This window comes from Anaerovorax odorimutans (assembly GCF_024459955.1).
In the GTDB taxonomy this organism is placed as follows: domain Bacteria; phylum Bacillota; class Clostridia; order Peptostreptococcales; family Anaerovoracaceae; genus Hominibacterium; species Hominibacterium odorimutans_A.
This window is the reverse complement of the sequence record NZ_JANFXK010000001.1, coordinates 133,710-159,902: the sequence shown is the minus strand read 5'-3', so window position 1 is coordinate 159,902 and position 26,193 is coordinate 133,710. Positions and strand designations below refer to the sequence as shown.

The 26,193-nt window shown below is 49.5% G+C and carries 27 protein-coding genes and 1 tRNA gene; 23 read left to right on the top strand and 5 right to left on the bottom strand.

Going from position 1 to position 26,193, the window contains the following annotated elements; translation table 11 throughout:
- Positions 1–85: 85 nt before the first annotated feature.
- From NE619_RS00715 to NE619_RS00695, 5 genes are all read left to right on the top strand, one after another.
- Positions 86–1,447, top strand: coding sequence for an LCP family protein (locus NE619_RS00715; protein ID WP_256130450.1), 1,362 nt, complete (start codon positions 86–88; stop codon positions 1,445–1,447).
- A gap of 238 nt (positions 1,448–1,685) precedes the next feature.
- The gene (locus tag NE619_RS00710) at positions 1,686–3,035 is read left to right on the top strand and encodes an LCP family protein (protein WP_256130449.1); all 1,350 of its coding nucleotides are present in this window, start codon (positions 1,686–1,688) and stop codon (positions 3,033–3,035) included.
- A gap of 22 nt (positions 3,036–3,057) precedes the next feature.
- Positions 3,058–4,128 carry a D-alanine--D-alanine ligase family protein gene (locus NE619_RS00705; protein ID WP_256130448.1) on the top strand — a complete coding sequence of 357 codons (1,071 nt, stop codon included), beginning with the start codon at positions 3,058–3,060 and terminating at the stop codon, positions 4,126–4,128.
- 16 nt (positions 4,129–4,144) lie between these two features.
- Positions 4,145–5,890, top strand: coding sequence for a threonine--tRNA ligase (thrS, locus tag NE619_RS00700; protein WP_330640609.1), 1,746 nt, complete (start codon positions 4,145–4,147; stop codon positions 5,888–5,890).
- The gene (locus NE619_RS00695; RefSeq protein ID WP_256130447.1) at positions 5,883–6,158 is read left to right on the top strand and encodes a DUF2007 domain-containing protein; all 276 of its coding nucleotides are present in this window, start codon (positions 5,883–5,885) and stop codon (positions 6,156–6,158) included. Before thrS ends, NE619_RS00695 begins: the two co-directional genes overlap by 8 nt.
- A 119-nt stretch (positions 6,159–6,277) precedes the next feature.
- Here the strand turns inward: NE619_RS00695 and NE619_RS00690 are convergent, their stop codons facing one another.
- From NE619_RS00690 to NE619_RS00675, 4 genes are read right to left on the bottom strand one after another with little or no spacing between them, the layout of a single operon-like run.
- The gene (locus tag NE619_RS00690) at positions 6,278–7,441 is read right to left on the bottom strand and encodes an NAD(P)/FAD-dependent oxidoreductase (protein WP_256130446.1); all 1,164 of its coding nucleotides are present in this window, start codon (positions 7,439–7,441) and stop codon (positions 6,278–6,280) included.
- 9 nt (positions 7,442–7,450) lie between these two features.
- Positions 7,451–9,535, bottom strand: coding sequence for a hypothetical protein (locus tag NE619_RS00685; RefSeq protein WP_256130445.1), 2,085 nt, complete (start codon positions 9,533–9,535; stop codon positions 7,451–7,453).
- A complete protein-coding gene (locus tag NE619_RS00680) occupies positions 9,516–10,406 on the bottom strand; it encodes an ABC transporter ATP-binding protein (RefSeq protein WP_256130444.1) in 891 nt (296 codons plus the stop codon). The genes NE619_RS00685 and NE619_RS00680 overlap by 20 nt, the downstream gene beginning before the upstream one ends.
- Positions 10,403–10,786: a GntR family transcriptional regulator gene (locus NE619_RS00675; protein WP_256130443.1), complete on the bottom strand. Its 384-nt coding sequence runs from the start codon at positions 10,784–10,786 to the stop codon at positions 10,403–10,405. The genes NE619_RS00680 and NE619_RS00675 overlap by 4 nt, the downstream gene beginning before the upstream one ends.
- A gap of 147 nt (positions 10,787–10,933) precedes the next feature.
- Between NE619_RS00675 and sppA the strand changes: the two genes are divergently transcribed.
- The 5 genes from sppA (at position 10,934) to NE619_RS00650 (ending at position 17,049) form a co-directional block, all read left to right on the top strand.
- On the top strand, positions 10,934–12,100 hold the full coding sequence (gene sppA / locus NE619_RS00670; RefSeq protein WP_256130442.1) for a signal peptide peptidase SppA: 1,167 nt from the start codon (positions 10,934–10,936) through the stop codon (positions 12,098–12,100).
- Between the two features lie 96 nt (positions 12,101–12,196).
- A complete protein-coding gene (locus NE619_RS00665; RefSeq protein ID WP_256130441.1) occupies positions 12,197–12,877 on the top strand; it encodes a response regulator transcription factor in 681 nt (226 codons plus the stop codon).
- Positions 12,870–13,892, top strand: a complete 1,023-nt coding sequence (locus tag NE619_RS00660) for a sensor histidine kinase (protein ID WP_256130440.1) — start codon at positions 12,870–12,872, stop codon at positions 13,890–13,892. Before NE619_RS00665 ends, NE619_RS00660 begins: the two co-directional genes overlap by 8 nt.
- An 88-nt stretch (positions 13,893–13,980) precedes the next feature.
- On the top strand, positions 13,981–14,649 hold the full coding sequence (locus NE619_RS00655; RefSeq protein ID WP_256130439.1) for an ABC transporter ATP-binding protein: 669 nt from the start codon (positions 13,981–13,983) through the stop codon (positions 14,647–14,649).
- A 9-nt stretch (positions 14,650–14,658) separates the two neighbouring features.
- Entirely contained in the window at positions 14,659–17,049 is a 2,391-nt protein-coding gene (locus tag NE619_RS00650) for an ABC transporter permease (RefSeq protein WP_256130438.1), read from the top strand.
- A 251-nt stretch (positions 17,050–17,300) separates the two neighbouring features.
- On the opposite strand, the gene NE619_RS00645 is transcribed toward NE619_RS00650, so the two are convergent.
- Positions 17,301–17,789 (bottom strand): DUF2284 domain-containing protein, encoded by a 489-nt coding sequence (locus tag NE619_RS00645; protein ID WP_256130437.1) that lies wholly within the window; start codon positions 17,787–17,789, stop codon positions 17,301–17,303.
- A 509-nt stretch (positions 17,790–18,298) separates the two neighbouring features.
- On the opposite strand from NE619_RS00645, the gene NE619_RS00640 reads away from it, so the two are divergent.
- From NE619_RS00640 to NE619_RS00580, 13 genes are all read left to right on the top strand, one after another.
- A tRNA-Arg gene (locus NE619_RS00640) sits at positions 18,299–18,374 on the top strand.
- Positions 18,375–18,445: 71 nt separating this feature from the next.
- Positions 18,446–19,123, top strand: a complete 678-nt coding sequence (gene tsaA / locus NE619_RS00635; RefSeq protein ID WP_256130436.1) for a tRNA (N6-threonylcarbamoyladenosine(37)-N6)-methyltransferase TrmO — start codon at positions 18,446–18,448, stop codon at positions 19,121–19,123.
- Between the two features lie 3 nt (positions 19,124–19,126).
- On the top strand, positions 19,127–20,473 hold the full coding sequence (locus tag NE619_RS00630; RefSeq protein ID WP_256130435.1) for an MATE family efflux transporter: 1,347 nt from the start codon (positions 19,127–19,129) through the stop codon (positions 20,471–20,473).
- Positions 20,474–21,153: 680 nt separating this feature from the next.
- Positions 21,154–21,906 (top strand): carboxymuconolactone decarboxylase family protein, encoded by a 753-nt coding sequence (locus NE619_RS00625; protein ID WP_256130434.1) that lies wholly within the window; start codon positions 21,154–21,156, stop codon positions 21,904–21,906.
- Between the two features lie 28 nt (positions 21,907–21,934).
- Positions 21,935–22,417 (top strand): flavodoxin, encoded by a 483-nt coding sequence (locus NE619_RS00620; protein WP_256130433.1) that lies wholly within the window; start codon positions 21,935–21,937, stop codon positions 22,415–22,417.
- 2 nt (positions 22,418–22,419) lie between these two features.
- Positions 22,420–23,232, top strand: a complete 813-nt coding sequence (locus tag NE619_RS00615; protein ID WP_256130432.1) for an alpha/beta hydrolase — start codon at positions 22,420–22,422, stop codon at positions 23,230–23,232.
- A gap of 125 nt (positions 23,233–23,357) precedes the next feature.
- A complete protein-coding gene (locus tag NE619_RS00610) occupies positions 23,358–23,585 on the top strand; it encodes a hypothetical protein (protein ID WP_256130431.1) in 228 nt (75 codons plus the stop codon).
- 293 nt (positions 23,586–23,878) lie between these two features.
- Complete coding sequence (locus NE619_RS00605; RefSeq protein ID WP_256130430.1) at positions 23,879–24,244, top strand: DUF2089 domain-containing protein; 366 nt, start codon at positions 23,879–23,881, stop codon at positions 24,242–24,244.
- 21 nt (positions 24,245–24,265) lie between these two features.
- Positions 24,266–24,649: an SHOCT-like domain-containing protein gene (locus NE619_RS00600; RefSeq protein WP_256130429.1), complete on the top strand. Its 384-nt coding sequence runs from the start codon at positions 24,266–24,268 to the stop codon at positions 24,647–24,649.
- Positions 24,650–24,661: 12 nt separating this feature from the next.
- Entirely contained in the window at positions 24,662–24,925 is a 264-nt protein-coding gene (locus tag NE619_RS00595; protein WP_256130428.1) for a hypothetical protein, read from the top strand.
- A 114-nt stretch (positions 24,926–25,039) separates the two neighbouring features.
- Positions 25,040–25,351 carry a hypothetical protein gene (locus NE619_RS00590; RefSeq protein WP_256130427.1) on the top strand — a complete coding sequence of 104 codons (312 nt, stop codon included), beginning with the start codon at positions 25,040–25,042 and terminating at the stop codon, positions 25,349–25,351.
- A gap of 140 nt (positions 25,352–25,491) precedes the next feature.
- Complete coding sequence (locus NE619_RS00585) at positions 25,492–25,944, top strand: ribonuclease domain-containing protein (RefSeq protein ID WP_256130426.1); 453 nt, start codon at positions 25,492–25,494, stop codon at positions 25,942–25,944.
- Between the two features lie 2 nt (positions 25,945–25,946).
- On the top strand, positions 25,947–26,189 hold the full coding sequence (locus NE619_RS00580) for a barstar family protein (RefSeq protein WP_256130425.1): 243 nt from the start codon (positions 25,947–25,949) through the stop codon (positions 26,187–26,189).
- Positions 26,190–26,193: the final 4 nt, after the last annotated feature.

Here is a 26,193-nt window from a genome sequence, read left to right as displayed (position 1 = left end):
GATTTCTAAATTTTTTCGGCATTTCTTGCCTTCAAAGCTGTTTACTGCTATAATGAATCCGCTATACGAAGAAGGAGAAAACCCTATGAGATCAGATAAGTACAGCGGCAGAAGAGACAGCAGCAGAGATACTCAGTCCTACGACGGATGGGAAGAGACACAGCAGCTTTTTCAGAGCCGCAACAGGGAAAAGGAAGAAGAAAAAAAGCGAAGACAGAGAGAAGAAGCTTACCGGGAATACCTGGCCTTGAGGGAAAACCCCAGCTCGCACCGTGAGCCTGAGGACGATGTGAAAACCTATTCGAGAAAAAAGCAGAGACGACAAGCAGAAAATCGCAGTGTTTTCGAAGAACCAAAGCCTTCGCGAAGTGAAAAGAAAAAACAAAGGAAGCAAGAGCAAAAACAAGCGGTCAAGAAGAAAAAGCGGAAAGGAAGGGCGGTCAGACGGATCATCCTCATCGTGCTTTTACTGCTGATCGCGGCTGCTGCCGCAGGAGTTCTCTTTGTAATGGGCCTGATGGGAAAAGTAGGAACGGAAGAAATCGATCAGGCCAATCTGGGAATCGCTCCCCAGGCAGAACGAGACCTGAAGGACTATCAGAATATTGCCCTGCTGGGCGTAGATGCCAGAGATATGAACGACTATAAGACTTGCAGAACCGATGCCATCATCATACTCAGCATTGATAAAAACAACAAAGCGATTCGTCAGATATCTGTTTACAGAGACACTTATCTGCATGTCAATAAAAAATATGGGTATGACAAAATCACAAATGTCCACGCCTACGCCGGGACTACAGGAACGCTCCACAGTCTGAACGAGAATATGGACATGAATATCAGAGAAGCGGTCATCGTCAACTGGAAAGCTGTCGCTGATGCCATCGACGGACTGGGCGGAATCGAGGTCGATATCAAAAAGTCCGAGATTAAAGAGATGAATAAATACATCAAGGATACCCAGAAAAACATCGGCGGCTCCAAGGAAAAGATCAAAAAGGCCGGAACACAGACTCTCAACGGAAATCAGGCCGTAACCTATGCACGAATCCGAAAGGACGCGGCAGACGGCGACTACCGGAGAAATGAGAGAATGAAAATTGTCGTATCGGCTGCGGTAGATAAGGCCAAGAAAACCAATCCGCTGAAGCTGAAACAGATTGCCGATCAGGTAATGCCCCAGATCAAAACCAACATGGATACCAACAGCATGATGAAGGTGATGCTGGCGTTCCTGCGGTACGATATGACCGATAATGCAGGATGGCCGTTTGAAACGGGCAGCTGGACCAACTATAACGGTGCCTGGGTCGGACCTCCGGTCACCCTGAAACGCAACGTCGTGGAGCTGCATGAAAAGTATTTTGGACAGCCCGGCTACGAGCCGACACAGACTGTACAGGATATCAGTAAAGAGATTTCCAGACGCACGGGACTGTATTAAAAGATAAAGAAAAAAATTGGATACCTGGATTTCGGACAAGTTCCGGCGGGTATCCTTTTCTATTTTGTGAAGAATGTCTTAAAAAGCCGCTTTTTGTTGCATTTTAGGGGCAATATTGGTATAATAGGAACGTTATTTATGCGGGAAAACCTCCCGCATGCAGCAAAGAATATACGTTACAGGAACTAGGAATGTCTGAAAACACCTGAGGGTAAGAGACAGAAAGGAGAAATCCGAAATGGGCTCTGAGAATCAGTTCAACAATGATAAAAAAAATAAGGATAGCGAATTTGAAAATATAGAGGATCTGCTGGGGAGCCTGCTGGACGACGAAGAAATACCGGAAGAGATTCCGGAGGAAGTGTCGGTGGCCAGCGTCCTGGGAGAGAAAGGAGAGCCTTCTGAAGCGCTTTCTGAAGATGACCTCCCGGAGGAAGAAACCCCCAAAGAGCGGCGGGACCGGGAAAAGCAGGAAAAAAGGGAACAAAAGGAACGGGAAAAAGAGGAAAAGCGTCAGGCCAAAGCCGGCGGCGAAACGCCCGTTAAGAAGAAAAAAAAGAAGAGCAATAAACCGCTGGCAATCGCGGTCATCGTTGTTTTAGTCATGGTAGTGGCCCTGGGAGGCGTCATCGGCGCAGGACTCACGGTTGTTCACACGAAGCTGGACAAGGTGGCGAAAGTCCAGGTTAACAGGGAAGCCCTGGGTATAGACGACCGGGTAGCCAAGGAGCTGAAAAATTACCGAAATATCGCCCTTCTGGGTATAGATGCCCGCGATATGGACGATGATTCTAATACAAGGAGCGATGCGATGATCATCGCCAGCATCAACGAAAAAACCAACGAAGTTAAGCTGGTCTCCCTCTATCGGGATACCTACGTGAGCCTGGGGGACAACTTCGGTCTGGATAAAATGACCCACGCCTATTTCTACGGCAAAGCGGCCCAGACGCTGCAGACCATCAACCGCAATCTGGACCTGAACTGTGAAGAGGCCGTGGTGGTTAACTGGAAGTCGGTGGCCGATACGGTGGACGAGCTGGGCGGCCTTGATATCGAAATCCAGGAATCAGAGATCAAAGAAATGAATAAGTATATTAAGGATACGCAGAAGAATATCGGCGGATCGAAGAAAAAGATCAAGAAAGCCGGTATGCAGACGCTCAACGGAAATCAGGCCGTAACCTATGCCAGAATCCGAAAGGACTCCGCGGAAGGCGACCACCGGAGAAACGAGCGTATGAAAATTGTACTTTCTGCGGCCTTCGAAAAAGCCAAGACGCTGAGCCTGAGCCAGCTGAACAAGATTGCTGACAAAATCCTGCCGACGATCAAAACCAATATGTCCACCAATCAGATGATGGAAATGATCCTGGAGATCAACTCCTACAATATTACGGACAGCAAAAACTGGCCGTATAAATCGGCAGACTGGATGCATAACAACATATACTACGGGCCGCCGGTAACGCTCAAGAGCAACGTCATTCAGCTTCATGAGGAATTCTTTGGCCAGAAGGACTACAAGCCGACCGAGACGGTGGAGAAAATCAGCAACAGCATTTCAAGCATAACAGGAATGTGGTAGGTTCCTGTAGAAAGGGTGTTCGATGAAACAAAGACTACTGGTCCTCTTCGGAGGAGCATCAGCGGAGCACGAGGTTTCCTGCTTATCGGCAGCTTCGGTGCTCAGACATTTGGATGAAAATAAATATGAAATATACAAAGCGGGCATTACAAAAGAGGGGAACTGGTTTTTGACCGATTCCCCTGTTTCAGATGTGGAAGACGGAAGCTGGAAGAAAAATCCCGCCAACAAAAAAGCCTTTCTGTCGCCGGACACGGAGGTGGGGGGCCTGGTGGTTCTGGAGAAAGACAAATACGAAGTGCTTCCCCTGGATGTGGTATTTCCGGTGCTCCACGGCAAAAACGGCGAGGATGGAACCGTGCAGGGACTGCTGGACCTGTCCGGCATCCCCTATGTGGGTTCCGGCACCGCCGCCTCAGCCGCATCTATGGATAAAGCCATCACCAAGATGATCGTCTGCCAGACAGGCGTCAGACAGGCGGACTTTTACCTGACTGACCGTTACACCTTCGCTTCCGATCCCCAGGGAATTTTAAAAGAAGCGGAGGACCATTTCGGCGGCGCTTATCCGCTTTTCGTAAAGCCGGCCAATGCTGGATCGTCCGTAGGAATTTCCAAGGCAAAAAACAGCAGAGAACTGTTCGATGCTATACGGATCGCGGCGGAGGAGGACCACAAGGTCTTAATCGAAGAAGCCATCGTGGGCCGCGAAATAGAGGTGGCGGTGCTGGGAAACAGGCACCCCAACGCTTCCCGGGTGGGAGAGATTCTGGCGGCAAATGAGTTTTACGATTACGATGCCAAATACATCAACAACCAGTCCAAAACCCGGATTTTAGACGATGTATCGGAAGAAAAAGAAGAGGAAATCCGCCAGGCGGCTCTGACGGTCTATAAAGCCATGGGCTGTGAGGGACTGGCGCGGGTGGACTTTTTCCTCAGCAAAACAGAGCAGGTAGTCTTCAACGAGATCAATACCCTGCCCGGATTCACCAATATCAGTATGTACCCAAAACTCTGGGAGGCCGCGGGCCTGCCCTACAAGGAACTTTTAGATAAGCTGATCGCCCTGGCGACGGAGGAAATGGAATAAACAGGAGGATGAGAATATGGCGAAAGAAAAGATAAACTTTGATGATGAACAGGTGAGACTTCGTTACAGACATACGACTTCCCACATCCTGGCGCAGGCCGTAAAAAAGCTGTGGCCGGAAGCCAAGCTGGCGATCGGTCCTGCCATTGAAAACGGATTTTACTACGACTTTGACCTGGAACATAAATTTACCGATCAGGATCTGATGAAAATCCAGAAAGAAATGAAAAAGATCATACAGGCCAACTACCCGCTGGAACGCTTTGAGCTTCCCCGGGACGAAGCCATCGCTAAGATGAAGGGTCTGGATGAAGACTATAAAGTGGAGCTGATCGAAGATCTGCCGGAGGATGAAATCATCTCCTTCTATCAGCAGGGAGATTTCGTAGATCTCTGCGCCGGACCCCACATGGAAAAGACCGGCCAGATCAAAGCCGTCAAGCTGCAGAGCGTTGCCGGCGCTTACTGGCGGGGCGACGAAAAGCGCAAGATGCTGCAGAGAATTTACGGAACCTGCTTCCCGTCTCAGGCAGAGCTGGACGAATATCTGAAAAAGCTGGAAGAAGCAAAGAAGAGAGATCACCGTAAGATCGGAAAAGAGATGGACCTCTTTGCTCTCTACGAGGAAGGACCTGGATTCCCGTTCTTCATGCCCAACGGAATGATTATCCGCAACGAGCTGGAAAATTTCTGGCGGCAGGAGCATAGGAAGAGAGGCTATCAGGAGATCAAAACACCTCTGATCCTCAACGAGCAGCTCTGGCATACCTCAGGTCACTGGGATCATTATCAGGATAACATGTATTTCACTAAGATCGACGATGGAGATTATGCGATCAAACCGATGAACTGCCCGGGATCTATGCTTGCTTATAAGCGTAAAATGTACTCTTACAGAGATTTTCCGATCCGCATGGGAGAACTGGGGCAGGTGCACAGACACGAGCTGTCGGGAGCCCTTCACGGCCTGATGCGTGTAAGGACCTTTACCCAGGACGACGCGCATATCTTCATGCTGCCGGATCAGATCACAGACGAGATCATGGGCGTCATTGACTTTATCGACTACGTCTATAATCTGTTTGGCTTTAAATATCACGTGGAGCTTTCCACAAAGCCGGAAGACTCCATGGGCTCCGAGGAGGACTGGGAACGGGCCACCAACGCGCTGAGAGAAGCTATGGAAAAGAAGGGCATGGACTATGTGGTCAACGAAGGCGATGGTGCTTTCTACGGACCGAAGCTGGATTTCCACCTGGAGGACTCTCTGGGAAGAACCTGGCAGTGCGGAACCATTCAGCTGGACTTCCAGATGCCACAGCGCTTTGACCTGACTTACGTGGGCTCTGACGGAGAAAAGCACAGACCTATCATGATTCACAGGGTTATCTTCGGCTCGATTGAACGCTTTATCGGTATTCTCACCGAACATTTTGCCGGAAAATTCCCGCTGTGGCTGGCTCCGGTGCAGGTAAAGCTTCTGACCGTAACCGAGAAGTTCGCGGACTATGCCCAGGAAGTGGGCCGCAAGATGGAAGAGGCCGGCCTGAGAACTGAGGTAGACGTGAGAAATGAGAAAATCGGTTACAAGATCCGTGAAGCGCGCAACGAGCGTACACCATACATTTGTATCATCGGTGAAAGAGAAGCCGAATCAGGCACCCTGACCGTTCGTTCCAGCAAGGCAGGAGAGCTGGGAGAAATGCAGGTGGATGAGCTCAAGAGCAAGCTGCTGAAGGAAATCGAGGATAAGGATGTTTAGTAATTACGATAAAAAAGATCCGTGGCGTGACGGCGTCTATCTCTGTACAGCGGAGAGCAGCTTTCAGGCGGACCTTTTGGAATCCAAGCTGCGAAGCGAAGGCATCCCCTGTGTGAAAAAATATCAGGGGGCCAGTAATTTTATAGAAATCGCCATGGGCGGAAACAGCGCCTATCCCATCGACCTTTATGTGCCGGAGGAGACCTTGGAGGATGCCAGGAACGTGATCGTTCCGGTTCCCATTGACGACGATTTTGAAGAAGAATAAAAAGAAACGCCAGAGGGTGTCTTTCCGATCCTTATTTGAAAGGTTGGAAGAGACACCCTCTTTTCGTTTATATTCACAACACACACTTTACAGAAAAAACACAACACACGATTTTATATTCACAATACACACTTTGCGGCGCCATAGCCGCTGGAAAAGGCGAACTGCAGGTTATAGCCGCCCGTATCGCCGTCAATATCCAAAGCCTCCCCTATGATGAACAGCCCCGGATACTTCTTGCATTCAAAGGTTTTAAGGTCCACCTCCGTCAGGCTGACCCCACCGCTGGTGGACATTGCCGAACCGAACCCCGAGGTCCCGCTGATGGAAAAGGTATCATCCCTTAAAAGCGCTGCCGCCGTCCGCAGCTTTGACGCTGCCAGGGAAGACGCTTTGGCTTCGGGGTCCGCCCCTGCCCGCCGCAGAATGATCTCTGCGAACCGCCTGGGAATTTCCAGGGTGTCCGCCAGGAAGGTAACCGCTTTTCTGCGGTCCCCGGCAGCATTGGGAATCTCTGCGCCCGGCACATAGTCGATCCTCAGGCTGCTGCCCGGCCGGGCGTAACGGGACAGATTAAGTACAGCCGGTCCGGAAAAACTGCTGTGGGTCAAGAGCAGGTCATCTTTGAGACTATGCCCGTCGATCCGCACCAGCGCATTCCGGAAGGAGATCCCTGACAGTTCGCCGTAGGGATACTGCTGCACCGTCACCGGGACCAAAGCCGGTTTCGGCTCTATAATCTCCAGACCCAGCTTTTCAAGGATGGGAAACATGCTCCCGTCCGAACCGGTGGCAGGATAGGAACAGCCACCTGCCGCCACCACCACCTGCCTGGTGCGAAGCCTTCCGTTGATAAAAAACGTTCCATCCTTTTCAGCCTCCAGCGCAGTGACCGGACTGCCGGTCCGAATCTCCCAGCCGTTTTCGCCTGCCTGTCTCAAAAGCAGCTCCAGCACCTGCGAAGCTTTCATGGAGCTGGGAAAGACCTTTCCGTCCGTCCGCTCAGTCAGAGCCAGTCCCCGTTCTGTGAAAAACTTCATTAAGAGCAGGTTGTTTCCCTTATAGAGAGCTGAACGGATCTTGGGGCCGCCGGGGCCATAGTGGCCAATAAAATCTTTGATGCTGCCCCCATGGGTCAGATTGCAGCTGCCGCTTCCCGAGAGCAGCAGCTTCTGGCCGGGCGAATCGTTTTTTTCCAGAATCAGCCCTCTGCCTGCCGGACAGCAGGCGGCGTAGTACAGGCCGGCTGCGCCGCCGCCGATAATCATTCGGTCGTATATCATAACATCCCCCTATTTTGCCAATCCTTCCAGAAAGGAAGGAGCCGAATCCTGCCCATAGTAAAAGGCAATCGTTTCTCCGTCAAATACTTTGTTCTGCTTAAAGGTGATCTCGCAGATAAAGACATCGGGATTTGTCTCGCAAGTGTCCAACACCGTCTGGATTTGTTTCTTATCCGTCAGGGTCGCGGTCTTTTTAAAGTAAGATGAATATTTTGGCTCCAGCATATTCAATTCGTCGAGCGCCTGGTCTTTTTTCGCAGGATCGCAGGCATAGACCTGGATCTCTTTCACGTCATCCGCGGTAGGCTGCAGGGAGCGAAGGGATTTATGCTGACTGAGCCACTGCAGGGTGTGGGTATCGCTGTCCAGCAGGTTCAGATTAATCCCGTCCACCGTATAACCGCTTCCGGGAATCAGGTTCTTGAAGCTCAGATAGACGCTGCCACAGGGCCTCTTTTTATTCAGCTGCTCTTCATAAGTCCGGTCGAGAAAGTCCGCATCCAGACATTTGAGGAATTCTTCACGCTCATTCTCGCGGATCTCGATATCCGAATAATTAAAGGAAGAGTAAACGCTCAGCTCTCCCTTGCCCAGCTTTTTCAGATTTCCCGCACGGTACAGATCTTTATATTCATGGGATTCGTAAACCTTTTTATAGGCAGAGCTGTCCCGGAAAAAATCTTCATCGACAACATAGCTGCGTTCCAGATCCGCGCCATCCCTGTAATAGTGGAGACCGAAGACCACGCCTCCGCTCTCAGGCGTTTTTTTATCCGCATAATTGGAGATGATCGCCTGATGCAGCTTGGCAATGGCTTGAATGTTTTCCGGAGACCGGTAGATTTCCAGAGCCATTTTGCTGCCGTCCCGGTAATAGGACGGATCAAAGCGGGCGTCGCTGTTTCGGAGAGTAGAATCATCCACCGCCACCTTTGAGACCTGGGAAACATCGGGTACTCGATCCGTGTATCCGGTAAGATCAAAGATCAGCACGCACAGAAAGATGATTGCTATAGCCGCGTAAGCAGCAAAACATTTCAGCGCCGGCAGGCTAAAAACGTACAATGTTTTTTTGACCACCATTCTGCCGAGGATAAAGGAGACCAGGCCGCCGCCGATAAACCCAGCGTAAGTGATCCATTTCGCATTCTGATCGGAGAACAGCACCAGGCCTGCCAGCGTCATGCCGAAGAAGGTCAGCAGATAGCAAATGGCCGTATCCATGCCCCGGAAGACGAAGGCCTTCTTTGTCCGTTCCAGCCTGCGCTTGTGATAGAGCACCGAGGAAAGCACGACCAGAGCGAGGCTGCCGGCCAGATAAGCGATGACCAGAGGCGGCGAGGGCTTTACAATCATTTGGTTTGTCAAACCGGTAAAGGGAGAGAGACTGGTAATCAGCTCCTGCAGCTTTTCGCCGGTGACGTATCCAAAGAGGAAGGTGCTGAAATAATAGGTCAGCGTAGTCATAAAGGCAGTGCCCAGAAAGTTAAATCCAATGGCCGCAAAAAACTGTATGATCCCGCTGCCGCTGATGACTGCCGCGAATACGGAAATGACATACACGCACAGAACCGCCAGCAGGGTCTGGCCGATCCAGCACAGCACCATATTATGGGAGAACACATTGATATGGGACAGGATGGCGTTCTCGTTGATGCTGCCCATCTCATCCGTATAGGAAGCGGCTTTACCGAAATGTACCGGCTTTGCCAGGGCCAGCAGGATCAGCCCTGTCAGCAGTACAGGAAGAACACTGAACAAAAGCCCTGACAGCAAATTACTGTTGAATAGCCGGCTTCTGGTAAAGGGCAGCGCGTGCATGATCGTTGCCGAGCTGCGGCTGTACAGATAACGGAATACCAGGCTGGCGGCGATAACCGGTACCAAAAGGCTGAGAATCTTGTAAATGGGATACGCCTGATTCAGCAGCGGATTGATAAAGAGCGCCAAGCCTCTTCCATGTCTGTAATTGGCCAGGATCGGTATGATGCCGGAGATCAGGTAAGTCAGAAAAGCGATAGCCGGCAGCGCCCAGAAACGGCGGAAATTCTCTTTGATAATCGGTGCGGACAGGCTAAAATAAGATGTCTTCATTGTCAGCACCTCCCAGCTCGTAAATAAATATTTCTTCCAGAGAAAGGGGCAGCATATCAAAGATTGCCGGATGGGTATCCAGAATTTTACTTTCCACTTTCTCTTTCTTTTCCCGAACGATCAGAAGATCCACAGAGCCGCGTCTTTCCCTGTGAAGGATGTTCAGGCCTGCATAGGGATCCTCCGGCATGCTGCGGTAAGCCACCTGGATTTTATGTACGTCGGATTTCAAATCGTCCAGATCCCGCTCGATCACCATGGAACCTGCGGATATGATACCGATGCAATCGCAGACGCCTTCCATCTCCCGCAGATTATGGGAAGAAACCAGAACCGTCATCTCCCGGTCCGCCACATCGTCCATTACCAATTGCCACACCAGCTTGCGAACAATGGGATCCAGCCCATCGATGGGCTCGTCGAGAATCAGATAATCGGGATGCGCGGCCATGATCAGGGCAAAGGCCGCCTGTTTTTGCATGCCTTTGGAAAATTGGGAAAGCTTTCTCTGCGTCTCCAACCTGAACCGTGAGACTGCTGATTCAAAGAGTCCCTGATCCCATCGGGGATAGATATCTTTGAAAAAACAGGACAGTTCTTTCAGCGTATAAGAGGAAAGGAAATACAAATCATCGGGGATATAGCCGATCCTTTCCTTAATTTTCAAATTATCGTAGACCGGCTGACCGTCGATGGTGATCCGGCCGCTGTCGGGCCGGAGTATGCCGGTGATATGGTTGAGGATTGTCGTTTTACCGGCCCCATTGGTGCCAATAAGTCCGTAAATCGATCCCTTTTTTACATTTATATCTAAATTGTTTAAAGCCTGAAAACCATCAAAATTTTTGCTTATCTTTTCGACTCTGATCATTTCCAGCCCTCCTTTTCTTTTAATGCCTCTTCAAACATCCGTCGGATTTCCGCCGAGGTTACGCCCAGATAAAAAAGCTCTGCGATCTCGCTGCGGATACGATCCATGACCTCCTCTACTTTTTGAGGGTCAGCGCTGGCGTCCGTCTGGTCGGCGGCAAAGGTGCCCAGTCCTGAGGACGTATACACATACCCCTGCCGTTCCAGCTCGCGGTACGCCTTTTGCACCGTGTTGGGATTCACAGTCAGCGTCCGGGAAAGTTCCCTTACGGAAGGCAGTTTTTCCCCGCTCTTTAAGACGCCGGAAATAATCATCTCTTTTAAGTTGTCAACCACCTGCTCGTAAATGGATTTACGGCTTTTCAGGTCCAGTTGAAACATACGTATAAATCCCCCAATTCTATTAGTATATTAAGTGTACTATTTCGCATAGTACACTGTCAAGAGAAATCTTTACTGGGGGATAAAAAAATGGTATAGTAGACACATCATTTAAAGCGGCGCTGCCGCAGGGAAAGGGGAATATTCATGAGTGAAAGCAAGAAAACCGTAATCAGCGATCCGGATGAAAGCGGGGTCCGCCATTATACATTTCAGCAGCCGGAAGAAAATTCGGGGAGTGTCCAGGAGGCAGCGGCGGCAGCCGGATCGGGCGGAGCAGGCGTTCCCCCAGCCGGCACATACGGTGGCTATGCCGGAGGCGGCGGGAACGGACCCGGCGGCAGAAAAAAATCGCTTAAAAAGCCGCTGATTATTTTCGGGTGCATATTGCTGGCAGTGATTCTGCTGGCTGCGGCATGCAGTAAGATGGAACGCAGCCCCGACAGCCAATATGCCAAGATCAGCGACGATCATATCAGCATCCTCCATATTAACGGAACTATCAGCAGTGAGAGCGGAGATTCTCTGTACAGCGAGAACAGCTATAACCACCAATGGGTGCTGAACCGTCTGGATGATGCCATTGACAATCCCCATAACAAGGGTTTGATCCTCTTTGTCAATACGCCGGGCGGCGGCGTCTATGAGACGGATGAGATCTACCTCAAGCTGAAAAAGTACAAAGAGACCGGACGGCCGGTGTATTCAGCCATGGGCTCCATGGCAGCTTCCGGGGGATATTATCTATCGGCTCCGGCGGACAAGATCATTGCCAACCGCAATTGCTGGACCGGCTCCATCGGTGTTACTATCGGTACGCTCTTTGACGTTTCCGGGCTTCTGGACAAATACGGAATCAAGACGGTGACCATTACTTCCGGAAAGAATAAAGCCATGGGAAGCTCAGTGGACCCCATGACAAAGGAACAGCGGGAAATCTTCCAGTCGCTGGTGGACGAAGCCTATGAACAGTTTGTGGGAATCGTAGCCGAGGGCAGACATATGGATATGAACCGGGTGAAAAAACTGGCGGACGGCAGAATCTACACGGCTAAGCAGGCCCTGGGAAATGGGCTGATCGACCAGATTGGCACGCTGGATGAGGCTGTCGCCGATATGAAGAGCGCATATGATCTTCAGGACTGCGAGATCTACAATATGAAATACGAAAATACCGGTCTTTTCAGCCAGCTTTTGGGACAGCTGAAAGGGCTGAGAAAAGACAGCGCTGCGGGTGATGTGGCCGCTTTGCTAAAGATCATGAACGATCAGGGCAAAGTGCCGATCAGCTATATGTCGGAGATACGAAAATAAAGAATTTTTAAAGGGTAAGCGAATTACATCGCCTGCCCTTTTTTATACAAGCGGCGCCTCTGATATGCTATAATAATTCCCGGAGGACATGAGAATATGAGCAAAATTTTAATCATAGAAGACGACCGGACGCTGAATGAAGGAATTGCCATGACCCTGGAAGGTCCGGAGATGAATATTGCGAGAGCGGGATCCATAAAAGAGGCGAAACGCCTCATGGAGCAGGGACTTTTCGATCTGATCCTGCTGGATGTGAATCTGCCGGACGGCAATGGATTTGAATTCTGCAAAGAGCTGCGCCAGCAGACGGATGTGCCGATTATCTTTCTGACAGCCAATGACATGGAGCTGGATATTGTTCGCGGGCTGGAGCTGGGCGGCGATGACTACATTACCAAACCTTTCAGCCTGATGGTTCTGCGGGCCAGAGTCAATTCCGTCCTGCGCCGGCGGCAGGGCAGCCATGAAACGAGAGAAAAGAAATCGGTTTTCCGCAGCAATGGGCTGGTACTGGACTTTGAAAAAATGAATTTTTCACGAAACGGTCAGCCTGTAATTCTCAGCAGGACCGAGCAAAAGCTTTTGAAGCTGCTGGTGGTGAATCGGGGACAGGTGCTGTCAAAGGAACAGCTGCTGGACCGTGTATGGGAAACCGAATATGTGGATGACCATGCCCTGACGGTGACGATCAAGCGGCTGCGGGACAAGCTGGGAACCGGGCAGATCAAAAGTATCTACGGCATCGGATACAGATGGGAGAAGGAAGACGATGAATGAACAAAGGCAGATGAGCAACCAATGGTTTTATAAGATATACGGAATTTACGGCGCGGCCTTTTTCCTGCTGTGCGCGGGGATCATCGCAGCCAGTCACCTGGATTTTTACAGGAAGATCATCGTGCCGGCGGCACTGGGCGCTCTGGCCCTGCTGCTGGTCTTTTTTATACTGACGATCAAAAAAGGGGTGCTGTCTATTTTTGAACGATGCAATGAGCTGCTGGATCAGGCCATTGAGGGCAGGCCCTTTTCTGCGGATAACGAAGAAACGGAACTGGCGCGGTTCACAGGCAAGCTGGAACGGTTTGTATCCATGAAGGATAAGGCATTTCGGGACGCCAGGCTGCAGAAAGGACAGGTGGAGACCCTCCTTGCGGATATTTCCCATCAGACCAAAACGCCTATCGCCAATATATTGCTTTACAGCCAGCTGCTGGAGGAACGATCCTGCGAAAATAAAGAACTGGTCCGCAAGCTTACCGGCCAGTCGGAGAAGCTGCAGTTTCTGATCCGCAGGCTGGTTGAAATGTCCAGATTGGAAAACGGTATTATACGATGCATGCCAAAGAAAGAGAATGTGAGAGAATTTCTCCTGCAGATTATAGGCGACTATTGCGATAAAGCGCAGGAAAAGGAGCAGGAGCTGCTGTTGGAATGTCCGCAGGAAACGGCAGCGGTCTTTGACGGCAAGTGGCTCAGGGAAGCGGTCGGAAACATCGTGGATAATGGGATCAAGTATACCCCGCCCAGGGGCAGAATCCGGATTTGTGTTATCGGCTATGAAATGTTTGTGAGGATCGATATTTCCGATACGGGCCGCGGGATCCGCGAAGAAGAGATCCCTAAGCTGTTCGGCAGGTTTTACCGAAGCGCGGATTCCGCTTCCGACGAAGGCCTGGGACTGGGCCTGTATCTGGCCAGAGAGATGGTTCATGCCCAGGGAGGATATATAAAGGTCAGCTCCCGGCAGGGAAAGGGAAGCTGCTTTAGCGTATATATACCGGCTTTTTCCTGAAAAATATCAGAACTGTTACTTTTCCGTGAGAGTCTGGTTACTATTATCCCTTAGAATGGAGCCATAATAAAAGAGGAGGGGCAGAGAAATGTCTGTACTGAAAACAGTAAACTTAAAAAAATATTATGGCAAGGGAGAAAACCGGGTAAAAGCGCTGGACGGCGTCAACCTGGAAATTCAGCAGGGAGAATTCGTAGCGATCGTGGGTACTTCCGGCAGCGGTAAGAGTACCCTGCTGCATATGATGGGAGGCCTGGATCGGGCCACCAAAGGAAAGGTGTACATCAAGGATAACGATATTTTTTCCATGAAAGACGATGAACTGACGATCTTTCGCAGAAGAAACATTGGATTCGTTTTTCAGAACTATAATCTGGTGCCGATTTTAAACGTGTATGAAAACATCGTGCTGCCCATGGAACTGGACGGACACCACGCTGAACGGGGATATGTGGATCACATTATTCATATTCTGGGACTTTCGGAAAAGAAACGTCAGATGCCCAATCAGCTTTCCGGCGGTCAGCAGCAGCGGGTAGCCATTGCCAGGGCGCTGGCTACGAAGCCGGCCATCATACTGGCGGATGAGCCTACGGGCAATCTGGACAGCGCCACCAGTCAGGATGTAATCAGTCTGATGAAGACTACCAGCCGTGAGTTTTCGCAGACCATGGTTATGATTACCCACAATGAGGAGATTGCCCAGACTGCCGACCGGATCATCCGTATTGAAGACGGAAAGATCGTCAGAAGGTAGGTGGCGGACATGTATGAAACACAGAATAAAAAAATCATTGGCCATCTGGCCAAATCGGACCTGAAGTCGAAGAAAATGGGCAATGTCTTTATCATGATCACGATTATCCTCGCCACCAGTCTGCTGCTGGTTATGGGGCTGTTTCCGGGCTCTGTTAAGCTGGATCTGCAGCGTCAGCTGGCAGATGCCCAGGATGTGTTCTATATGAACGTGACCAAAGAGCAGATCAGGGATTTAGAGCAGGATGACCGTATTTCCTACATGACCCTGACCAAGTTCGGCGAGCGGATGGAGGTGGACGATTACATCATCTCTCATGTTTATTTCGACGGCAATTCCAAAACCATCAAGGTAACGGAGCTGACCGAAGGCAGGCACCCGGAAAAAAGGAACGAGGTAGCGGTCCCCAAGGCCTATATGAAACAAATCGGTAAAGAAGCAAAGGTGGGAACAAAGATTGAAGTACCGCTTTTATCGGGGAAAAAAGAAGTGTGTGTTGTTTCAGGATTTACCAAAGATATAGAGAATACCAACGTTTATCAAATCAGGCATTCCAAAGACTATGCGGAAAAGGGGAGCACGTTAAAGAATATTAATTACGATGCGGCCGCGAAAATCGCGAATGCCAAAAACATGACGCAGGAAGAATTTTCAAACACGACCCGGGATATAGCGGCCGAGGCTCAGATCCCGCGCAGCCAGGTCAATGAAAACAATCATTTCAAGGGAACGCTGCCGGAAGGACATTTCAGCCCCGAAGTGCTGTCGTTCGCTATCATCGGTCTGATTATTCTAGTAGCCGGCGTTATGGTTATCTACAGTGTGTTTTACATCTCAGTCACAGGAAAAACCAGGCAGTACGGTCAGCTGCGCACGCTGGGAATGACGAAAAAACAGGTGCGCGGGCTGGTAAGAAAGGAAGGCCTTTTGCTGGCGCTGCGGGCGGCTCCCATCGGTCTGGTACTGGGAGGAATTATTTCCTGCGTAATCAAGCCGGGTGGATTCTCTCTGAGCAGAACGCTGATTATGGCTGTGATTGTATTGGTTATCATATTGGTGACGGTTCTGGTTTCCGTCATGAAGCCGGCCAGACTGGCTGCGTCCATACCGCCCATTGAAGCTGCGAAATATTCGGCTTACAGCGGTGAGGAAGGAAAGAAGCAGACGCAAAAGCTGCAGAGAAAAATTACGCCCTTTACCCTGGCCAGGATGAACAGCTCCCGAAACCGCAAAAAAACATTTGTTACCATGCTGTCTCTGGGAATCGGCGGCATTCTCTTCATCGGGGCCGTTACCTTCGCCGTTTCCATGGACAAAGAGAAATTTGCCCGTCAGGGTGGGTTTGAAGTGGGTGAATTCAGTATCTACATCTCAGAGAACGCTGCGGAAACCGCTAAACACGGGGAAATGGAGATCAAGATGGAATCCCCTTTTACCAGCAAGGTTTACGATCAGATCAAGTCAATTCCGGGGGTAAAAAAGATCTATTCCTACGATAACGCTAACATCAAGTACGATTATAAGGATCAGAAGGAAAATGAGGATATGATTTCACCCTTCAGCAGGAAAGAAGTTCCGGAAATGAAGAAGTTCATAACGGAAGGCGCTCTCGATTATGATAATATGCTCTCAGAAGGTAAGGTGCTGGTTCGCAATAACGATGTAGTCGAGGAGATTTACGGTTGGAGGTTTGAGATCGGAGATAAAGTTACGATCCACTACTGGGACGGAAAAGAAAAGACCAAGACCTATGAAGTGGCAGGAGATATCGGAGATTATAAAGCTGGCTTTATCGACGGCTGGTTCCTGGTACCTGAGGAAGAACTGGCTGCCCAGCTGCCCGGAATCAATCTGACCGACAACTGGCTTGTTTCCACAGATCCGGATTACACGGATAAGGTTGAGGAGTCTCTAAATCAGATACTGGACCAGAACCCAAATCTAACCATGAATATCCTGCGTTTGCATCGGGCCCAGTCACAGGCTTCCGCTAATCAGATGATTCTGCTGATCGTCGCTATCGTGCTCTTTGTGGTGCTGTTCAGCATGATCAATCTGGTCAACACGCTGATTACCAACTTCATGTCTCAGCGGACGGAGCTGGCCATGCTTCAGTCCGTTGGTATGACGGGAGGCCAGATCAGCAGGCTGGTCATGGGAGAAGGTCTGATATTGGCAATCGGGAATATCATCATATCCCTGATTTTTGGGTCGCTGCTGGGCTACGGGGTCTGCAGGCTGTTTGCCTATACGGGCCTTAACTACATGGTATATCAGTTCCCACTGGCCTTCAGCTTGATCTATGTGGCAATCGTTATCCTGGTGCCGTGCGTGATCGCTTTCTTTATGATCAGAAAATTCCAGGGCCAAAGCCTGATCGATCGGCTGAGGGAAGTATAGCCAAAAAGCAGAGGCTGCCGAAAGTTCAGATTTGAGAGGAACCTTCATATCCGGATGTCTTACCCATATTCAACCACGAAGCCTTCTTTATGGATAAAAGTTGTGGCCTGTAAGGGACTGTTTTGGATCATACCCCGCCAAATGAGCAGATTTTAAAAAATGAACCACTCAGAGCGTTGCGAAGTTATCCAGATTCTCCTGAAAACAAGGGAATCTGGATAACTTTCGTTATATCAACATACTCAAGCGCTTCATTCAAAAAGAGCCAGACCAAAATACTGATCTCCCACGCCCTTTTCCGTTACAACCTCCAGCTGGTAGCCGTTGGCACGGACAGTGGCGAACACATCGATCCCGCAGCCTTCCATCGAAGGAAGCGTTTGTTTGGGAAAGCGGCACTTTTCCAATGTGCAGGTATCGCACAGCATACAAGGCCCGGAGCCGAAAGCGATGGTCTTATAATAACCATCCAAAAACAATTCTCTGGCCAGAGCCACCGCCGCCTGCCTTATGTCGCCGCGGTGCGAGGTGAAGAGAATTCCTTTGGTGTATTCATCCAGCATTTTCTGTGTTTCCTCATGGCCCGGCGAATAGGGAGGGCAGCACAAATTGGTGCCATAGCAGTCGCAGCCGTACTGGCAGCGGTAACGGGTCCAGGCTGCGGTTTTCACGGTTTTGGCATCGATTACTTTTGCATCGTCCATGCCCATTTTTGATAACAGATCAAAATACTTCTTCAAGTGATTCCTCCTTCGACAGATACGAACTATTTAACAGAAAATAATATGTAAAATAATTACTGTAAAAATATTGAAAATAATAGCCAATTGAAATATAATAAAGAAAGACAAGATAGAGCGGCGAAAGCGGTTAGCCTTCGAAAGAAGGAAAGTTACCCAAGCTACGTAGAAATCCGTTTATGGAAATCTAGGAGGGGAGGGCAACGTTTATGTCAGATTACGAAATCCTGTCACTGATGCTCATTTTCGTGGGTATTGTGGTTGGTATTCTGATCGAGTACATAAAAAAGTAACCGCCTGTTTTCGCAAAGCACGGTTACTTTCAAGTAACGGCTAACCGTTTTCAACGGTTTCGCTCTTCTTGTCTATATTATATAAAAGCTGCTGCCAGATTACAAGCGTTTTTCTTTAAGAAAATGGCGGAGGACAAAAAAATTTAGGGTGTACATTTGCGGCGTTTTTGTGTATAATAACATACAGTGTTGATCCGTTCAGGGATCGCACATCAGGCCCCCGTAGCTCAGGGGATAGAGCGTCGGTTTCCGAAGCCGTGCGTCGCACGTTCGATTCGTGTCGGGGGCACCACGGGAAAACCCGCCAAAGCGTATTAATTTAAGGCGCTTTGCGGGTTTTTTAATATTACAGGAGGAAACACTATGAGGAAAATTACACCGATTGCGCATATTCGTACGGATTTTTCCACAAAGTTTGGGATACCACGTCAGAGCGGGCTGGTAAAGGAGCTGGAAGGGAAAATCGTTTTTGAGCCGGAGTTCCGCAACATGGAAGCGCTGCGGGGACTGGAAGCGTTTTCGCATATCTGGCTTATTTGGGAATTCTCTCAGGCCGGAAAAGATGAATGGTCTCCGACTGTACGGCCGCCCCGGCTGGGAGGAAACCAAAGGATGGGTGTTTTCGCCACAAGATCGCCATTCCGCCCCAATCCCATCGGCCTGTCCTGTGTAGAATTGAAAGGCATCGAACAGGATGGAAAGCTGGGGCCGGTACTGCATGTTCTGGGCGCCGATCTCATGGACCTTACGCCTGTTCTGGATATCAAGCCCTATGTCCCTCTGGCGGACAGTCATCCGGAGGCGTCCGGAGGATTCAGCGATGCTGTTCAGGATTACGGACTTGAAGTGTGTTTTCCGGAAAAATGGCTGAACCTGATCCCCCGGGAAAAAAGGGCGGCGCTGATCGGAGCGCTGAGACAGGACCCAAGACCGGCCTATCAGAATGATCCTGACCGGATTTATGGTTTCGCCTTCGCCGGCTTTGAGATCCGGTTTCAGGTAAAAGAGCAGATGCTTACGGTCTGCGAAGTGGAGGAGTAAAAGGTGACAAAAGAACGTATTCATGATATGACATCGGGAGATCCCAAAAAGCTGATTTTCAAATTCATGCTGCCATTGATGGCCGGCAATTTTCTGCAGCAGCTTTATACTGTGGCGGATGCCATGATTGTCGGCAAAGGCGTTGGTGTTACGGCCCTGGCCGCAATCGGCGCTACGGATTGGATTTACTGGTTTATGATGTGGGCGGCTTTTGGATTTGGCCAGGGTTTTTCGGTTTTGATTACCTTTTATTTTGGAGCGAAGGATTACGAGCTGCTGAAAAAAAGCGTAAACATGTCAATTATTCTGAGCCTTATCACAGGGGCAGCCTTAGCTCTGATCGGCATTTGCGCCGCCGGGCCGCTGCTGTCGCTGCTTCACACACCGGCCAATATTTTTGAGTATGCGAAAACGTATGTCATTATCATGTATGCGGGGATTTTTGTGGTTATGATGTATAACATCGCTGCCTGTATCCTGCGGGCGCTGGGTGACAGCAGCACTCCGTTTATCGCACTGGTTATTTCGTCGCTTTCCAATATAGGACTGGATCTGCTTTTCGTACTGGTGTTCAAATGGGGCATTGCCGGGGCAGCCGTTGCTACTATTGCAGCCCAGAGTGTTTCCTGCCTATATTGTTTCAACAAGATTCGGCGGATTTCAATCTTGAAATCCAGCAGGGAAGACTGGGCCATTGATAAAAAAATAATGGCCCGGCTTTGGCGCAAAGGACTGCCGGCAGCTTTCCAATACGCGATCATCGCAATTGGCGGCATTGTCGTGCAGTATGCGCTGAACACCTTGGGATTTCTTTATGTGGCAGGCTTCACGGCCACCAACAAATTATATGGAGTGCTGGAAGCGATTTCTCTGGCTGTGGGAAATGCGATGATGGTATATACTGGACAAAACTACGGTGCCGGCGACAAGGAGCGAATAAAAAAAGGCGAGAAGGTATCCATTGTGTTTGGCGCGATCGCCGCCGTAGCCATTGGTATCATCATGATTGTCTTTGGAAAATCCGTTCTGATGCTGTTTATTTCAGCAGAAGCGGGAGTGGCAAATCAGGTCCTTTTAATTGCGTATAAATACCTGTTCATCATGAGCGTACTGCTGTTTTCGCTGTATGCGCTGAATATCTACCGAAATATTCTCATGGGACTGGGAAAGGTGTGGATCGCTGTGACAGCGGGATTTATCGAATTGGTTTTAAGGGCGCTGATGGCAGTTTTGGTAATCAAGGTCATAGGCGAAGCGGGTATCTACTTTGTGGAAGTGGCCGCCTGGCTGGGAGCGGCGGTTCTCTTATTCGTCGCCTATCGGGTGGTCATCAGAAAGCTTCGCTTTTAATTGCGGTTGGCAGCCGTTCGGCGTACAGGGCACTGGACCTCGCCTTGCGGGCTGCGGTAACTCTATCGACTCTCGTCTCCCCCTCAAATATCAACAAGTACAAAAGAACACCATAATTTTGATACTTTCAAAGGAGATCGGGGAAATAAAAACCTTTAAATGTCAATAGATGCGCAACAGCATCATCACTTTGATAGTTTCATAGTGCTTTGGGAAAATAAAAGCGGCTAAATATCAATGGCGCATCTTCTACCATGTGATTTTGATAATCCCTTGCGGATTTTACCGCATTTTTTCCTGAAAGTATCATTCAATCTTGATATAGTCGCATATTTTGATATTCTTCCTTACTCCGGTGCTGGCAAGATGTTGACGGTTTCCACGGCTAAAGGCAGGACGGCTAAGCCCTGACTCCCCATGAAATACACAAGGTATAGATAAAAAGCATTGCAGATAATGTAATATAGGCATTGGATATTTCAATGGACCGGTAGTAAAATATAGGTGTTCCTGGAAGGGAACCCCTATATTTTTTATAACGTAGGAAATATCGCCTTTGGCGATGTTGACGGAGTTTCAAAGAACGTACCTTGCAAAGCGTCGCCCCTTGCGGGCGACATGTGTGCATAGGAATCTTTGATTCCGTCATGCACACGTTTTTTTAAAGGAGGAAATTTGTTATGACATATAAAAAAGTAACGGCAGGACACGAAGCGCTGGGAGAATTCGCTCCCAAATTCGCAGAACTCAACGACGACGTGCTGTTCGGGCAGGTGTGGTCCAGAGAGCAGCAGCTTTCCCCCAGAGACCGCAGCCTCATTACCGTGACGGCGCTGATGAGCAGTGGGATTTTGGATTCGTCCCTCCGGTTTCATATGAGCAAAGCAAAGGAGAACGGCATCACGAAGGAAGAAATTGCCGAAGTGCTTACACAGCTGGCCTTTTACAGCGGCTGGCCCAAGGCATGGGCCGCCTTTAATATGGCAAAGGAGATCTGGAAAGAAGAAGAGACAGACTGTGAGGCAGAAGCAGCCGCCTTTGACAAAGATTCCATCTTTCCCATTGGCAAACCCAACGATGCTTTCGCAAAATACTTTACCGGGCAGAGTTACCTGGAAATGCTGACTACAGACGGCGTTCCTGCAGCCCATGTCACTTTTGAGCCGGGGTGCCGCAATTGGGGGCACATCCATCATAAAGGCGGACAGATTCTGCTGGTGACAGGGGGGAGAGGATATTACCAGGAATGGGGACAGTCGGCTAGAGCGCTGCATCCGGGAGATGTGGTCAATATCGCGCCCGAGATCAAGCACTGGCACGGTGCGGCCAAAGACAGCTGGTTTTCCCATATCGCGATCGAAGTTCCGGCGGAAGGCGGTTCCAATGAATGGGTAGGGCCGGTGACCGATGATGAATACAAAGCGTTGAAGTAAGCCTAAAAAACAATAGGGAGGAAATACTATGAATAAAAAATTAGTCGCATATTTTTCGTGCAGCGGAGTAACAGGGAAAGTAGCGGAAAAGCTGGCGGAGGCCGCGGGCGCGGATCTTTATGAAATCAAACCGCAACTGCCATATACAGCTGCGGACCTGGACTGGATGGATAAAAAAAGCCGCAGCACAGTGGAGATGAACGATCCATCGTCAAGACCCGCAATTCTTGACAGCGTGCAGGGTATGGACAGCTACGATGTAGTCTTTGTGGGTTTCCCCATCTGGTGGTACACGGCCCCGACGATCATTAATACCTTCCTGGAAAGCTATGACTTTTCCAGTAAAACCATAGTACCCTTCGCCACATCCGGCGGCAGCGGGATCACCGGCTGCGGAAAAAAGCTGCAGCCTTCCTGTTCCCCGCAGACCAAATGGCGGGAGGGCAAACTTTGGAACAGCAACGTAACAAGGGAAAGGCTTGCCGAATGGGTAGAGAGACTGGAGCTGTAAAAATGAAGCGAAAATTATGGGGCGCCGTATGTCTGCTATGTCTGCTGCTAATTGCGGTAGGTCTTACCGGATGCGGCGGCAGCGGACAGCAGAGGGTGGAGGCCCTGGGGCTGGGAGAGGCGAATGTCGTGAAGACAACCAGAGATTACACGATATATGAATTGACCTTTCAGCGGGAAAACCAAAGCATATACGGCCAGCTGTATTTGCCTGCGGAAGATAAAACGCATTACCCCACGGTGATTATCGGTCATGGATATGGAGGCACTTACCGCAACTCTGCCACGGATGCAAAAGCCTTCGCGAAGGCGGGGATCGCAAGCTATGCCTTTGATTTCTGCGGCGGATCGGAAGACAGCAAAAGCGACGGCAGTATGGAGGACATGACCGTGTTTACAGAGTCAGCCGATATGAGAGCTGTTTTAGAAGGCATCAAAACGTATGCTTTCGCAGACCAAAATAATCTATTCCTGCTGGGGAAAAGCCTGGGCGGACAGGCGGCAGCGCTGCTTGCCCCAGAGAAGCAGGATGATATAAAAGGCTTGATTTTATTCTATCCATATATGATAAACATGGGCGGCCGCGATTTTGATCTTTTCCATGAGATCGCCAAATACGAGGGTGATGTTTTGATCGTTCAGGGTACGAAGGATAAAGCAGTGCCGGTGGAATTATCGCGGAAAACAGCAGGCGTATACCATTCTGCCCGGCTCGTTGAAATAGACGGTGCCAGCCATGGCTTTCGGGATGACGGATACCGCAGACAAGCAGACGGTGCGGCCATAGAATATATGACTGACAGGATTTCAAAATAAGCGCTTCGGACCTGCTGAAATCCGCCCTTGTTTCGTAAATAAAGAGTGAAACCTGTAAATTCATTGTCTTTTGCCTAAGCCTTGTTTAAACTTAAAGAAGATAAATTCGAAACAAGGAGGGCACCATGGAGATTAAAGAAAAAATTGAGGAACTGGTAGACAAAGCGAAGAACGATGAAGAGTTTCACAAAGGGCTGAAAGAAGACCCGGTGAAGGCCGTAGAAGGGCTGTTGGGGGTGGATCTGCCTGACGAGCAGGTGAAGGCCATTGCTCACGGCGTAGCCGCCAAGCTGGATATGGGCGATATCAAAGATGCTGCCATGGATAAGTTAGGCGGACTCTTTAAGAAATAATGGCAAATGTATTTCTGACAATAAATTGTACAACGAACAAAACCAAAACGACCATGAACCAGCAGGAGCGATTCGTGGTCGTTTTGGTTTTTGGCTGCGGCGCAAATAAAAACACCGGGGAGAGCGCAGCGTTTCCGTAGAAGACCGAGCATTATATGAATTTATTTGGAAATAAACAATATTTAAATAAAAAGTTAATAAAATTAATAAAGTAATTAAATATATTAATTTTATTATTGACATTTTTAATGAAGAGGTGTATGGTAGATATATCGAAAGGGGGAAAATGGGAAATGAATAAAGTAATCAGCCAGTGCCCTGTCTGCAAAGGTGAACTGAGGGCTACACGGCTCAAGTGCGGGGACTGCGGCACGGTGATCGAAAATGACTTTTCCCTGAGCAAATTTGATTATCTTTCCGGCGAAGAATTGTTTTTTACAGAAACCTTTATCCGCTGCCGGGGGAACATCAAGGAAGTGGAAAAGGAATTAAAGATCTCTTATCCCACGGTCCGGGCAAAGCTGGACGGTATCATTAAAAAGCTGGGCTATGAGAGTGACACGGACAAGGAAGCGGAACGAGTACGGCGTGAGGCAGTATTGAACTCTCTGGAGCAGGGGGAGATTTCTGCAGCAGAGGCGATTGAAAGATTAAAGTAATGAGGAAGAGAGGGGAACATAATGGACGAAAAACTGAGAATATTGAAAATGGTAGAAGAGGGCACTATTACAGCAGAAGAGGCGGCGGAATTAATGAAGGCTGTCGGCGCGCAAGAGCAGGAGACGGCAGTAGCGCTGAACAGCAATTATGACAAAAAGATGTTTCGCATCATTGTAGACAGTGAGACTGGGGATAAGGTTAATATCCAATTTCCGGTAGGGGCGGTAAAGAAGATATTAAAGGCCACAGGAAAGCTTCCGATTCCGGACAAGGATCTGGAGGGTCTGGATCTTTCCGCAATGATGGACGCGGTCTGCGAATGCCTGGACGACGAAGTGGAAGGCGACTTTGTAAATGTAACGGCTGCGGACGGAACGATCGTGCGCATTTACGTGGACAAATAAAGGAGCGGCATAATGTGGATTCGAATTCGGACAGAGGGCGTCAATTTCGCCATGCCCGCGCCTCTGTCAATGGTGAGCTTTGCTCTGCGGGCCATACCGGAGGCAGCCTTCGAGAAAATGCGGCAGAAGACCGCGCCGCCTTACGATGAGTTGATCAACAAGGAAACCATATGCTTTTTTTGGCAGGAGTGCAGGGACAGCCTGAGGCCGTACAAGGGACTGGAACTGGTCCATGTGGAAGCAGCCGACGGCACCTTCGTATCCATCCGGCTGTGAGAAAGGATCTTAGGATTTCTCATCCTCCTTATTAAATTTCCAAACATTACCGGTATCCATTGGTAAAATCTTTCCTTATAATAGAATTATCAGCAGACGAAGAGGGAAGATACATTGGATATTAACGATATGGATGAAATGATGATGCGCTGCGGCAAAAGCAGCCGCCAGAAAGAGCTGGCACGGCGCTATCTGAAAAGCTGGAACACGGATATGACCGATGAAGAAGCAGAACGGCTTCTCGGTCACGAGGAGTTTGTCAAAAGCATCGTTAAAGAATATATGAGAAAAGAACTGGAAACGATCCTCCTGCGGATTAAGGATTTGGAGGGGGAATCCGGGCGGAAAGTCAGGCGGGAAAAAAAGGAATCGCTTTTAAACGATCTGAGATTATTGCTGCCCGATTTGATTGATATACTGGAATAAACATAAGGAAAAAACCGCGTAAGCGCGGTTTTTTTGTACGTAATAACGGCCTGAACAGGTTGAGGGAAGTTTTGTTTTTGGAGCGCCGGGGGATATGTGTTACAATAGCAGCAGACAATATAGATAGGAGAAGGATAGCAATGAAAAAATGGATTTCAGTTCTGGCGGCTTTGCTGCTGACTTTCGCCATACTGACCGGATGCCAGACGCAGGATCAGTCACAGACGCAGGACCAGGGGACCGCTGTTTCCGTCAGCGAAAGCGGGGAGTACGACTCCAGGGAAGAAGTGGCGGCATACCTGCAGGAGTACGGAAAGCTGCCGCAGAATTATATCACCAAAAAAGATGCCAAAAAGCTCGGTTGGAAAGGCGGCTCTCTGGAACCCTACGCACCGGGCAAGAGCATTGGCGGAGATCACTTTGGCAATCGGGAAAAGGTGCTGCCGGAGGAAGACGAATACAAGGAATGCGACATTGACACTAGAGGAGCGGAAAGCCGGGGCGCCAAACGAATTGTGTACAGCGATGACGGTGATATCTACTACACGGAAGATCACTACAAAACCTTTACTAAGCTGGTGGAAGGAGAATAGCCATGAGGGAAATTTATCTGGAAGGCAAAGAGCTGGTCGGTGAATTCCATCAATATCTGAAAAAGGCTCTGGATCTGCCCGATTACTACGGATGCAATCTGGACGCGCTCTACGATTGTCTGACGGACATCGGCCAGGAAAGCAGGATTTATATCAAGGGCAGCCAGCTGGTGGGGCAGGAGCTTTTGGCCGTGTTTCGGGAAGCGGCGCAGGAGAATGAATACCTCCTGCTGGAATTGAGATAAACAT